Source organism: Streptomyces coryli, assembly GCF_011044975.1.
Lineage (GTDB): Bacteria > Actinomycetota > Actinomycetes > Streptomycetales > Streptomycetaceae > Streptomyces > Streptomyces coryli.
Genome location: NZ_JAAKZV010000232.1, coordinates 1 through 12,802, shown reverse-complemented (window position 1 = coordinate 12,802; position 12,802 = coordinate 1). Strand labels below are relative to the sequence as shown.

Sequence of the window (12,802 nt, the reverse complement as noted above, 5' to 3'; positions counted from 1 at the left end):
GCCCTGGACCGACAGTCCCGTCGCCGCCATCCCGGCCCCCTCCCGAGTCCCCTCCTGACCGAAGGTCCACCGTACGCTTGGGGCAGTCGGACCGGACCGCGCTGGGGGCGCCAGTGGACAGCGAAGTCGTGCACGGGTTTCCGCACCTGGACATGGTGCGGTCGGCGCTCACCGCGCTCTACAAGCGGCTGGAGCGCGACACCCTCCACCGCGACTACGCCACCAGTGTCCTCGCCGGGGACGTCACCTTCGCCGACGCCGACGACCTGCACCTGGGCGTGCAGCGGATCGCCCGTGTCATGGTGCAGCACCTGCATCTGCCGGACGCCCGGATGATCGTCTCCTTCCGGGACATGGAGCACGCGGCGAATGTGGAGCTGGAGGCAGGCCCGGAGTACTTCATCGAGCTGAACTCCCGCTTCCGCAGCTACCGCCGCGACATCGGCGCCGCCCTCGCCCACGAGGTGATGCACGTCAGCCTGCACCGCCTGGGCCTGAGCTTCCCCGGCACCCGCGACAACGAGATCCTCACCGATACCGCCACCGCGTATCTCGGCGCCGGCTGGCTGCTGCTGGACGCCTACCGGGAGTCCGACGGCACCCGGCAGAAGCTCGGCTATCTCACCCCGGAGGAGTTCGGGTACGTCGTCGCCAAGCGGGCGCTGGCCTTCGGCGAGAGCCCGGAGACGTGGTTCACCAGCGCGCAGGCGTACACCGCGTACACGAAGGGCCTCGCGATGGCCCGCCGGGACGCCGAGCACCCGCCGCTCGCGGCGAGCGGCTGGGTGGGGCGGCGGCGGTACGCGAAGGACCGGCGGCAGGCGCAGGAGTTGTTCGCGGGGGCCAGGGGCGGGGTGATGACGACGACCGAGGCGCCGGACCACGGCTACGCCTTCGAGGGCAGGTCCCCGCTGCGCGTCTCGTTCCCCTGTCCCGTATGCCACCAGCGCATCCGGGTCCCCGTGCGCGGGCGGGTCCGGGCCCGCTGCGGGCTCTGCCATACCGTCCTGGACTGCGATACCTGACAGCCCTTTCACCGCCTCTTCGCTAGGGTTTCGGCCATGGAAGCCACGCCGAACGAGCAGGCCGCGAGCACGCCGACGACCTGCTACCGCCACCCGGACCGCGAGACGCACGTCCGCTGCACCCGCTGCGACCGCTACATCTGCCCGGACTGCATGCGCGAGGCGGCGGTCGGCTTCCAGTGCCCGGAGTGCGTGAACGAGGGCAACCGCGAGGTGCGGCAGGCCCGCACGGCCTTCGGCGGCACGCTGCGGCAGAACTTCGTGCCGGTGGTCACGTACACGCTGATCGCGCTGAATGTGCTGGCGTATATCGCGCAGGCGACGCTGGGCGATGAGTTCACCAACCGCTTCGACAACCTCGGCCGCGGTCTGATGGCGCCGAACGGCGACCTGTACAACGACACGGGCATGCCGATCCCCGGCCTCGAACAGGTCGGCGTCGCGTACGGCGAATGGTGGCGGCTGCTCACCTCGGCCTTCCTGCACCAGCCGCCGACCAGCGGCATCGGCCCGCTGCACCTGCTCATGAACATGTACATGCTGTGGATGCTGGGCCGCGTCGTGGAGCAGGGCCTGGGCCGCTCCCGCTACCTCGCCCTCTACCTGATCTCCGCCATCGGCGGCTCGGTCCTCGGCTACGTCATCAGCCCCGACCAGCCGGCGCTCGGTGCCTCGGGCGCCATCTTCGGCCTGATCGGCGCCTACTACCTGATGACCCGCCGCCTGGGCCGCCCGGACACCCAATTCCTGATCACCGGCCTGCTGTGGCTGGTCATCTCGGCCGGCTTCACCTCCTGGGAAGGCCACCTGGGCGGCCTCCTGGCAGGCGGCGCCACAGCCTTCGTCTTCGCCTACACCCCACAACACCACCGCAAGATCCTGCACATCGCAGGCCCGGCGGTGGTGCTGGTGGTGCTGATCGCGACGACGCTCATCAAGACGTCGACGCTCTAGCCGTACGGGCGTCAGCCCTTCACCGCTCCCGCCGCGAGGCCCGAGGCCAGGCGGCGCTGGACGATGATGAAGAAGATCAGCACCGGGATGGTGATCAGCGTCGAGGCCGACATCACCGCGCCCCAGTCCGTGCCGTGTTCGCCGAAGAACTGGTAGATGCCGACGGCGGCCGAGTACTTCTCGCTGTCCTTCATGAAGGTGTAGGCGAAGACGAACTCGTTCCACGCCGTGATGAAGGCGAAGACGCTCGTCGCGACCAGGCCGGGCGCCACCAGCGGCAGCAGCACGGAGCGGAACATCCGCCACCACGAGCAGCCGTCGATGTACGCCGCCTCCTCGACCTCCTTCGGCACCGTGAGGACGAAGCCGCGCAGCGTCCAGATGGCGAAGGGCAGCGACAGGGCGATGTACACGATCGACAGACCCAGCAGCGAGTTCAGCAGCTCGTAGTCGCGCATCTGGATGAACAGCGGGATGACCAGGGCCTCCAGCGGCACCATCTGCACGATCAGCACCATGATCAGCACGCTGGTGCGGAACTTGAACTTGAACCGCGCCACCGCCACCGCGGCGAAGAGCGCCAGCAGCCCCGAGACGACGATCGTGGCGACGCCGACGATCGCCGAGTTCAGCAGGAACCTGCCGAAGTTGCCCTGGTCCAGCACGGTGCTGAAGTTGTCCAGCGTCCACCCGGTGGGCAGCACGTCGGCGCCGCGCAGCGACGCCTGCGGGTCCAGCGCCGTGGTGATCATCCAGTAGACCGGCAGCAGGGTGAAGAGCAGCAGCGCGGCCACCGCGACGGGGAGGCCCACGCGCGAAGCCAGGGTCGAGCGCCTCACAGGTCCTCCCCCTCCTTGAAGAGCGTGCGGATGTAGATGATCGTGATCACGATCAGCACCAGCGTCAGCATGACCGCGGCCGCGGCGCCGGTCCCGTAGTCCTGCTTGGCGAAGGCCTGGATGTACGAGAAGACGCCGAGGTTCGCCATCTCCGGCTGGGTGCCGTTGCCGCCGGGCATCGCGTAGATCTGGGTGAAGACCTTGAAGTCCCAGATGGTCGACAGGATGGTCACCACCGTGAAGACCGGCTTGATGGTCGGCACGGTGACCCGCCAGAACCGCTGCCAGGCATTGGCGCCGTCGAGCATCGCGGCTTCGTACAGCTCCTTGGGGATCGTCACCAGGCCGGCGAGCACCGTGATGGCGACGAACGGGAAGCTGTGGTGGACGACGTTGAGCGTGGCGATGAGGTAGAAGGACAGCCGGTCGGTGAAGAAGTTCGCCGTCTCGGCGTCCACCAGGCCGACCGCGTCCAGCGCCTTCGGGAACAGGCCGTCCTGCGCCGCGAAGAGCCAGACCCACACATAGGTGCCGGTGATGGCGGGCATCGCCCAGGCCGCCATGATCGACGTCGAGCAGATCACCTTCCACGCCGGGCCGAGCCGGTTCAGCAGCAGCGCCACCAGGGTGCCGACGCCGAGCGTGAGCGCCACGCACGCGAAGGTGAAGAGCACCGTGTTCGGCAGCACGGTCTTCCAGAAGTCCGACTGCTCCAGCAGGCCGCTGTAGTTGTCGAAGCCGACCCAGGTGCCGACGCCGCCGCCGAACTTGACCGCGTACTCCTGGAACGACAGCTTGCCGACCTGGATCAGCGGCCACAGCAGCAGCGCGGCGAGCACGGCAAGCGAGGGCGCCAGCAGCAGCCACGGGCGCGTTACGGACGTCAGCCGCCGACGGCGGGCCAGGGCCTCGCCGGACGTGCGGCGGGGCCGCGCCGGCTCCTTCACGGGAGCCGGCGCGGCCTCGTCTACGAGATTCTCTGTCACGTGAACTGTGCCTTCGCTTGGCGATCACTTCGACTTGGCGAAGATGTCGTCCATCTCCTTGGCGGCCTTGTCCGCGGCCTCCTGCGGAGACGAGTCGCCCTTCACGATCGAGGTGATCATCTTGGTCACCACGGCGGACGCCTGGATCTTGCCGTACGCCGGGGTCTTCGGCACCGTCGTGCCGCCCTCGGTCATCTGCTTGGCGAACGGGGTGACCAGCGGGTCGCCGCCCTCGGCCATGGCCTTGACGCCGGAGTTGGTGCCGGGGAAGTAGTTCGTCTGCTCGGCCCACTTCTCGGCGTACTTGCCGGCGGTCATGAACTTGACGAACTCCCAGGCCAGTTCCTTGTTGTGGCCGTTGAAGGTGGAGAGGTACGAGCCGCCGAGGAAGGAGGGGCTGATGCCGCCGTCCTTGCCGGGGACAGGGACCGCGCCGAGCTTGCCCTTGAGCTCCGGGTTCTTCTCGGTGAAGGCCTTCGGGGTCCAGTTGCCGGACATCGTCATGGCGATCTTGTCCTTGACGAAGTCGTCGGCGACCTCGGTCTCGGTCCAGGTGTTCACCTTCGACGGGCCGAGCTTGGCCAGGTCGGTGTAGAACTTGATGCCCTCCACCGACTCCTTGGAGTTGATCCCCGACTTCCACTTGCCGCCGGACTCCTCGGCGAGCTGGCCGCCGTTACCCCAGATCCATGGGGTCGCGAACATCTCCGCGCCGCCCGCGACCGGGAACGGGATCATGCCCGGCTCTTCCTTCTTCAGCTTCTCCGCCGTGGACTTGAGCTCGGCCCAGGTGGTGGGGGCCTTGAGGTTGTGCTTCTCGAAGATGTCCTTGCGGTAGACGATCGAGCGGACGCCCGCGTACCAGGGCATGCCGTACTGCTTGCCCTCCAGCGTGCCGGCGTCCTTCAGGCCCTCGACGAGGTCGCTGTCCAGGCCCGCGCCCTTGACGTCCTTGGTGACATCGACGAGCGCGCCGGTCTCGGCGAACTGCGGGATGAAGGTGGTGCCCACCTCGGCGACGTCCGGGACCTGGTCCGGGCCGCCCTCGATGGCGGTGGTGAACTTGTTCTGGACCGTCTTCCACTGCTGGTACTGGATCTTGACCTTGGCGCCGGTCTTCTTCTCGAAGGCCTTGGTCACCTCGTTGAAGAACGGCTTGGCGTCGGGGTTGGTCCCCTCCATGATCCAGACCTTGAGCGTCTTGCCCTTGCCCGAAGTGCTGCCGCCGTCGCCGTCGTCGCTGCCGCACGCAGCGAGCGAGAGTGCCATCGAGACGCTGACGGCGCCCACGACCAGTTTGCGCATGTACCGCTCCCCAAGCAGAAGGAAAGTCCAACATGTTGTCTAGACCAGATGAATGGAAGGTAAGGAGCGGTGCGACCTTGGTCAAGACCTTTCCGGGCGGGGATGCGGAACCGTTGCCTTCGCCAATTGTCCGACCAGTGGCGTTGCACAGGATGCATTTCCGTAAAGCGCCGGACAAACACCACGGCGCCTGCCTCCGGTCGGGGAATGGCAGGCGCCGCGTTGTGACGACCACACGTCGTTGTGTGGCGATTTGGGACGGTTCGAGGCTTGGCGGTCCTACGCCGTGAGCGCCCGGTCCGTCGGCTTGATCGGGGCGGGCAGAGCGCTCGCGCCCGTCAGGAGGCGGTCCACGCCGCGCGCCGCGGAGCGGCCCTCGGCGATGGCCCAGACGATCAGGGACTGGCCACGGCCCGCGTCGCCGGCGACGAAGACGCCGGGCACGTTGGTCTCGAAGTCCGCGTTACGGGCCACGTTGCCGCGGTTGTCCAGCTCCAGGCCGAACTGCTCGACCAGGCCGTTCTCCTGGTCGACGCCGGTGAAGCCCATGGCAAGGGTGACCAGCTGGGCCGGGATCTTCTTCTCGGTCCCCGGGATCTGCTCCAGCTTGCCGTCCTTGAACTCCACCTCGATCAGGTGCAGGTACTGGACGTTGCCGTCCTCGTCGCCCTCGAAGTGGGTCGTCGAGACGGAGTAGACCCGCTCGCCGCCCTCCTCGTGCGCGGAGGTGACCTTGTACGTCATCGGGAACGTCGGCCACGGCTGGTGCCCGGGGCGGTCGTCCGAGGGCCGCGGCATGATCTCCAGCTGGGTGACCGAGGCCGCGCCCTGGCGGTGGGCCGTACCGACGCAGTCGGCGCCGGTGTCGCCGCCGCCGATGACGACGACGTGCTTGCCCTCGGCGGTGATCGGGGGCGTAGTGAGGTCGCCCTCCTGCACCTTGTTGGCCAGCGGCAGGTACTCCATCGCCTGATGGATGCCGTTCAGCTCACGGCCCGGCACCGGCAGGTCGCGGGCCGTCGTGGCGCCCGCGGCGATGACCACCGCGTCGTACCGGCGGCGCAGCTTGGCCGCGTCGATGTCGCGGCCGATCTCCACCTCGGTACGGAACTTGGTGCCCTCCGCGCGCATCTGCTCGATGCGGCGGTTGATGTGCCGCTTCTCCATCTTGAACTCGGGGATGCCGTAGCGCAGCAGGCCGCCGATGCGGTCGGCGCGCTCGTACACGGCGACCGTGTGGCCGGCCCGCGTCAGCTGCTGGGCCGCCGCCAGGCCCGCCGGGCCCGAGCCGATGACCGCGACCGTCTTGCCCGACAGGCGCTCCGGGGGCTGCGGCGTGACGTCGCCGTTGTCCCACGCCTTGTCGATGATCGAGACCTCGACGTTCTTGATGGTCACGGCCGGCTGCGAGATGCCGAGCACGCACGCCGACTCGCAGGGAGCCGGGCACAGCCGCCCGGTGAACTCCGGGAAGTTGTTCGTCGCGTGCAGCCGCTCAGACGCCGCGGACCAGTTCTCCCGGTACGCGTAGTCGTTCCACTCGGGGATCAGGTTCCCCAGCGGGCAGCCGTTGTGGCAGAACGGGATGCCGCAGTCCATGCACCGGCCGGCCTGCTTGCTGATGATCGGCAGCAGCGAGCCGGGGACGTAGACCTCGTTCCAGTCCTTCACCCGCTCGTCGACGGGACGGGTCTGGGCGACCTCGCGGTCGGTGGTCAGAAAGCCCTTGGGGTCAGCCATTGATCGCCGCCTCCATCATCTTCTCGTGGGTCTCGGTCTCGGAGAGACCTGCGCGCTCACAAGCGTCCTTGGCGGCGAGCACCTTCTTGTACGTGGCCGGGAAGACGCGGCTGAAACGGCCGACGTTCGTCTCCCAGTCGGCGAGCAGCTTCTCCGCGACCGTCGAACCGGTCTCCTCTGCGTGGCGGCGCACGACGTCGTGCAGCCACTGCTTGTCCTCGTCGTCCAGCGGCTCGACGGCGTCGACCAGCTCGCGGTTGACGTTCTCCGCGGCCAGGTCGATGACGTACGCGATGCCACCCGACATGCCGGCCGCGAAGTTGCGCCCGGTCTCGCCGAGGACGACCGCGCGGCCGCCGGTCATGTATTCGCAGCCGTGGTCGCCCACGCCCTCCGACACCACCGTGGCGCCGGAGTTACGGACGCAGAAGCGCTCGCCGACCCGGCCGCGCAGGAAGATCTCGCCGCCGGTCGCGCCGTACGCGATGGTGTTGCCCGCGATCGTCGAGTACTCGGCGAGGTGGTCGGCGCCGCGGTCCGGGCGGACGATGAGACGGCCGCCGGAGAGGCCCTTGCCGACGTAGTCGTTCGAGTCACCCTCCAGCCGGAGGGTGACACCCCGCGGCACGAAGGCGCCGAAGGACTGCCCGGCCGAGCCGGTGAAGGTGATGTCGATGGTGTCGTCCGGCAGGCCCGCGCCGCCGAACTTCTTCGTCACCTCGTGGCCGAGCATGGTGCCGACGGTCCGGTTGATGTTACGGATCGACACCTGCGCGCGGACCGGGTGCGCGTCCTCCGCGGAGGGCGCGGCCAGCGCGTCGGCGGCGAGCTTGATCAGCTCGTTGTCGAGCGCCTTCTCCAGGCCGTGGTCCTGGGTGGTGATCTGGTAGCGGACGGCGCCGTCCGCCAGCTCCGGCACGTGCAGCAGCGGGGCCAGGTCGAGGCCCTGCGCCTTCCAGTGGTCCACCGCGCGCTCGACGTTGAGCACCTCGGCGTGGCCGATGGCCTCGTCGAGCGAGCGGAAGCCGAGCTCGGCGAGGTACTCGCGGACCTCCTGGGCGATGAACTCGAAGTAGTTCACCACGTGGTCGGCCTGGCCGGTGAAGCGCTCGCGCAGCACCGGGTTCTGGGTGGCGATGCCGACCGGGCAGGTGTCCAGGTGGCAGACGCGCATCATGACGCAGCCGGAGACGACGAGCGGGGCGGTGGCGAAGCCGTACTCCTCGGCGCCCAGCAGGGCGGCGATGACGACGTCGCGGCCGGTCTTCAGCTGGCCGTCGGTCTGCACGACGATGCGGTCCCGCAGGCCGTTGAGCAGCAGCGTCTGCTGGGTCTCGGCGAGGCCGAGCTCCCAGGGGCCGCCCGCGTGCTTGAGCGAGGTCAGCGGGGACGCGCCCGTACCGCCGTCGTGTCCTGAGATGAGGACGACGTCCGCGTGCGCCTTGGAGACGCCGGCCGCGACCGTGCCGACGCCGACCTCGGAGACCAGCTTCACGTGGATGCGGGCCTTCGGGTTGGCGTTCTTGAGGTCGTGGATCAGCTGCGCCAGGTCCTCGATGGAGTAGATGTCGTGGTGCGGCGGCGGCGAGATGAGGCCGACGCCGGGCGTGGAGTGCCGGGTCTTGGCCACCCACGGGTACACCTTGTGGCCGGGCAGCTGGCCGCCCTCGCCGGGCTTGGCGCCCTGCGCCATCTTGATCTGGATGTCATCGGAGTTGACCAGGTATTCGCTGGTCACGCCGAAGCGGCCGGAGGCGACCTGCTTGATCGACGAGCGTCGCGCCGGGTCGTACAGGCGCTCCGGGTCCTCGCCGCCCTCACCGGTGTTGGACTTGCCGCCGAGGCGGTTCATCGCGATGGCGAGGGTCTCGTGCGCCTCCTGCGAGATGGAGCCGTACGACATGGCGCCGGTGGAGAAGCGCTTGACGATCTCACTGACCGGCTCGACCTCGTCGACCGGGACGGGCTCGCGGTCGGACGTGAAGCCGAAGAGCCCGCGCAGCGTCATCAGCCGCTCGGACTGCTCGTCCACGCCCTGCGTGTACTGCTTGAAGATCTCGTAGCTCTTGGTCTTCGTGGAGTGCTGCAGCCGGAAGACCGTCTCCGGGTCGAAGAGGTGCGGCTCGCCCTCGCGGCGCCACTGGTACTCGCCGCCGATCTCCAGGTCCCGGTGCGCCGGTGCGATGCCCGACGACGGGTAGGCCTTGAGGTGCCGGGCGGCGACCTCCTTGGCGATGACGTCGAGGCCGGCACCGGCGATCTTGGACGTGGTGCCGTGGAAGTACGTGTCCACGAACTGCGGGTCCAGGCCGACGGCCTCGAAGACCTGCGCGCCGCGGTACGAGGCCACGGTGGAGATGCCCATCTTGGACATCACCTTCAGCACACCCTTGCCGAGCGCCTTGATCAGGTTGCGGATGGCCTGCTCGGGGTCCATGTCGCCGGGCAGGAAGGTGCCGGCGCGGACCAGGTCCTCGACGGACTCCATGGCCAGGTACGGGTTCACCGCGGCCGCGCCGTAGCCGATCAGCAGCGCGACGTGGTGCACCTCGCGCACATCGCCCGCCTCGACCAGCAGGCCGACGTGGGTGCGCTGCTTCGTACGGATCAGGTGGTGGTGCACCGCCGAGGTGAGCAGCAGCGACGGGATCGGCGCGTGCTCGGCGTCGGAGTGCCGGTCGGAGAGCACGATGAGGTGCGCGCCGGCCTCGATGGCGGCGTCGGCCTCGGCGCAGATCTCCTCGATCCGGGCGGCGAGGGACTCGCCGCCGCCGTGCACCCGGTAAAGACCGGACAGCGTCACGGCCTTGAAGCCCGGCATGTCGCCGTCGGCGTTGACGTGGATGAGCTTGGCGAGCTCGTCGTTGTCGATCACCGGGAAGGGCAGGGTGACGCTGCGACAGGAGGCCGGGGTCGGCTCCAGCAGATTGCCCTGCGGCCCGAGCGAGGAGATGAGGCTGGTGACCAGCTCCTCGCGGATCGCGTCCAGCGGCGGGTTGGTGACCTGCGCGAAGAGCTGGGTGAAGTAGTCGAAGATCAGCCGCGGCCGGTCGGAGAGCGCGGCGATCGGCGAGTCCGTACCCATGGAGCCGATCGGCTCGGCGGCCGCCTTCGCCATCGGCGCGAGGAGGACGCGCAGCTCCTCCTCGGTGTAGCCGAAGGTCTGCTGGCGGCGGGTGACCGAGGCGTGGGTGTGCACGATGTGCTCGCGCTCGGGGAGGTCCTCGAGCTCGATCAGCCCGGCCTCCAGCCACTCCTGGTACGGGTGCTCGGCGGCGAGTTCGGCCTTGATCTCGTCGTCCTCGATGATCCGGTGCTTCTCGGTGTCGACGAGGAACATCCGGCCCGGCTGCAGCCGGCCCTTGCGGACGACCTTGCCCGGGTCGATGTCGAGGACGCCGACCTCGGAGGAGAGCACGACGAGGCCGTCGTCGGTGACCCAGTAGCGGCCGGGGCGCAGGCCGTTGCGGTCGAGCACGGCGCCGACGAGGGAGCCGTCGGTGAAGGTGACGCAGGCCGGGCCGTCCCAGGGCTCCATCATCGTGGAGTGGTACTGGTAGAACGCCCGCCGCGCGGGGTCCATGTTCGGGCTGTTCTCCCACGCCTCCGGGATCATCATCAGCACCGAGTGCGGCAGCGAACGCCCGCCCAGGTGCAGCAGCTCCAGCACCTCGTCGAAGGTGGCGGAGTCGGAGGCGTCCGGGGTGTTGACCGGGAAGATCCGGTCGAGCGCGCCGTCGCCGAACTTGTCGGACATCAGCTGCGATTCGCGGGCCCGCATCCAATTGCGGTTGCCCATCACGGTGTTGATCTCACCGTTGTGCGCGACGAAGCGGTACGGGTGGGCCAGCGGCCAGCTCGGGAAGGTGTTGGTGGAGAACCGCGAGTGGACCAGGGCGATGGCGGTGGCGAAGCGGCGGTCGGAGAGGTCCGGGAAGAACGGCTCCAGCTGGCCGGTGGTCAGCATGCCCTTGTAGACGATGGTGCGCGCGGACAGCGACGGGAAGTAGACGTCGACCTCGCGCTCGGCGCGCTTGCGCAGCACGAACGCCTTGCGGTCGAGGGCGATGTCGCTGCTGGCGCCGTCGGCGACGAACAGCTGCCGGAAGGCCGGCATCGTCTCGCGCGCGCCCGCGCCGAGAAGCTGCGGGGCGACCGGCACGTCACGCCAGCCCAGGACCGTAAGGCCCTCTTCGACGGCGATGTCCTCAATCCGCTCGACGGCCTTGCCGGCGGCGGCCTCGTCGGCGGGCAGGAAGCCGATGCCGACCGCGTACGAGCCGGCCTCGGGCAGCGCGAAGGGGACGTTCTCGCGCAGGAACGCGTCCGGGACCTGCAGCAGGATGCCCGCACCGTCGCCGGTGTCCGGGTCGGAGCCGGTGGCGCCGCGGTGCTCGAGGTTGCGGAGAACGGTGAGCGCGCGCTCGACGAGTTCGTGGCTCGCCTCGCCGGTCAGGGTGGCCACGAAGCCGACGCCGCACGCGTCGTGCTCATACCGGGGGTCGTACATCCCCTGCGGGGCAGGGTGGGCCGCCTTGAATGCGGAGCGCATCGGCTCTCCCGTCGTCGTCGTGGCAGATGAGGCATGCCGAGGGACGACGTTGGCCCTCTGCGGTGCGAAGTCTGGGGCATGTGCCCTGCGCAAATTTTCGTGCAGGTTACATGATGACCCGCTTCTCGCGAAGCGGATACTGCGTTTCAGAATGCGGACACCCGGGTCACGGGTACCGAGAGGGGCGAACGGGCGGCTCGGCCTGTATCAGCCCAGGTACAGGCGAGGGCGACGCTGCCCTCGCTGCATCAGTCACCCATGCCCCAAGATGACCACCTCGAAACCGGCGGGTAACGACGGATTCGCAGGCGGGACGCAAATTAGCAGCCATCCCGGCAGGCGGCTACGGCGTACGTCACGCCCCGCTGATTCGGCCCTGCCCGAAGAGTCTGGACCCTGCACGGGCCTCACGGCCACCCTGCGCGCATGACAGCAGTAGATACGGTGCCGGGCGCGGCCCCCTCGCGCACCCGGCTCGCCTCGCGGCGCTACCTGGCCGCGTACCTGACCACCGGCGTGCTGCTCACCATGATCGGCCGCACGCTGTGGGCCTGGGTCGGCTACGGCATGGCGTACGAGGAGAGCAGCCCGGCCGACCTGCTCCAGGCGCTGGTGGACCCGGGCGTGCGCCTCGATCCGATGATGCTGGGCCGGAACCAGTGGGCGCTGGGCGGCGCCCTCATGCTGGTCGGGCTGCTGGCCCTGATGCGCCGGACCGCTGCCCGGGGTGCCGCGATGCTGCTGGCCGCGATCATCGCCTGGGCGGCGGCGCGGGAGCTGGTGGGCCTGGCCGCGGCTCCCCGGTTCCGTGACGCCTACTTCGCCGGCACCGGGCTCGGCGGGCCGATCATCGGCAGCTGGCTGTTCACGCTGGCCGCGGCGGTGGCCGTGCTGATCATGATGGGGCGCTCGGGCACGGCCGACCACCGGATCCTGCCGCCCGACGAGGAGCGGCCGTATCTGGTCTCCGGGGTCCTGATGCTCTTCCTCGGCCTCGCCTCGCTGGGCTGGCTGCTGCGGGGTTACGTCAACCCGGTCCGTCCCGGCACCGGCCTCGCCGGCGAGGACGTCCTCGACTATCTGCACAGCCTGGTGAACGCGGGCGCGCCCGTGCTGACCGAGTTCGCGGGCAGCGCGGTGTTCTACGAGACGGCGTACGGGGTGGGCTTCCTGGTGCTGGGGCTGCTGGCGCTGGTGCGGCGGCCGGTCGCCCGGGGCGGGGCGATCACGCTGGCCGCGATCATGCTCTATCAGTACCTGCGGCAGATGGCGGGGATGACCTTTGCCGGGCAGGAGGCGCCGGCGGCGACGCCGATGGACGGGGACCGGATCTACGTGCCCGACTGGGGGTATTACGCCGGGTTCTGGGAGGGGCGGATCTGGCTTGCCACGGTGGTGGGC

The 12,802-nt window shown here is 69.2% G+C and carries 8 protein-coding genes; 3 read left to right on the top strand and 5 right to left on the bottom strand.

The annotated features are described in order from the left end of the window. Nucleotides 1-152 precede the first annotated feature (152 nt). Nucleotides 153-1,025 carry a hypothetical protein gene (locus tag G5C51_RS33530; RefSeq protein WP_165243090.1) on the top strand — a complete coding sequence of 291 codons (873 nt, stop codon included), beginning with the start codon at nt 153-155 and terminating at the stop codon, nt 1,023-1,025. A 36-nt stretch (nt 1,026-1,061) separates the two neighbouring features. Continuing rightward, nucleotides 1,062-1,979 (top strand): rhomboid family intramembrane serine protease, encoded by a 918-nt coding sequence (locus tag G5C51_RS33525; RefSeq protein ID WP_165243086.1) that lies wholly within the window; start codon nt 1,062-1,064, stop codon nt 1,977-1,979. A gap of 11 nt (nt 1,980-1,990) precedes the next feature. Here G5C51_RS33525 and G5C51_RS33520 read toward each other — a convergent pair whose 3' ends face one another. The 5 genes from G5C51_RS33520 to gltB form a co-directional block, all read right to left on the bottom strand. Further along, complete coding sequence (locus G5C51_RS33520) at nt 1,991-2,818, bottom strand: carbohydrate ABC transporter permease (RefSeq protein ID WP_338118397.1); 828 nt, start codon at nt 2,816-2,818, stop codon at nt 1,991-1,993. Continuing rightward, a complete protein-coding gene (locus G5C51_RS44160) occupies nt 2,815-3,804 on the bottom strand; it encodes an ABC transporter permease subunit (RefSeq protein WP_165243084.1) in 990 nt (329 codons plus the stop codon). The genes G5C51_RS33520 and G5C51_RS44160 overlap by 4 nt, the downstream gene beginning before the upstream one ends. Nucleotides 3,805-3,828: 24 nt before the next feature. After that, entirely contained in the window at nt 3,829-5,109 is a 1,281-nt protein-coding gene (locus G5C51_RS33510; protein WP_165243082.1) for a sugar ABC transporter substrate-binding protein, read from the bottom strand. A 279-nt stretch (nt 5,110-5,388) separates the two neighbouring features. Further along, the gene (locus G5C51_RS33505; protein ID WP_165243080.1) at nt 5,389-6,849 is read right to left on the bottom strand and encodes a glutamate synthase subunit beta; all 1,461 of its coding nucleotides are present in this window, start codon (nt 6,847-6,849) and stop codon (nt 5,389-5,391) included. Next, nucleotides 6,842-11,401 (bottom strand): glutamate synthase large subunit, encoded by a 4,560-nt coding sequence (gltB, locus tag G5C51_RS33500; RefSeq protein ID WP_165243078.1) that lies wholly within the window; start codon nt 11,399-11,401, stop codon nt 6,842-6,844. Before gltB ends, G5C51_RS33505 begins: the two co-directional genes overlap by 8 nt. Nucleotides 11,402-11,827: 426 nt before the next feature. On the opposite strand from gltB, the gene G5C51_RS33495 reads away from it, so the two are divergent. Continuing rightward, nucleotides 11,828-12,802 (top strand): hypothetical protein (locus G5C51_RS33495; protein WP_165243076.1); only part of this gene is annotated, 975 nt, incomplete at its 3' end.

Coding starts and splice junctions, on each gene's coding strand:
- G5C51_RS33530 (WP_165243090.1), top strand. CDS start 153: ATGGTGCGGTCGGCGCTCACCGCGCTCTACAAGCGGCTGGAGCGCGAC.
- G5C51_RS33505 (WP_165243080.1), bottom strand. CDS start 6,849: ATGGCTGACCCCAAGGGCTTTCTGACCACCGACCGCGAGGTCGCCCAG.
- G5C51_RS33510 (WP_165243082.1), bottom strand. CDS start 5,109: ATGCGCAAACTGGTCGTGGGCGCCGTCAGCGTCTCGATGGCACTCTCG.
- gltB (WP_165243078.1), bottom strand. CDS start 11,401: ATGCGCTCCGCATTCAAGGCGGCCCACCCTGCCCCGCAGGGGATGTAC.
- G5C51_RS33525 (WP_165243086.1), top strand. CDS start 1,062: ATGGAAGCCACGCCGAACGAGCAGGCCGCGAGCACGCCGACGACCTGC.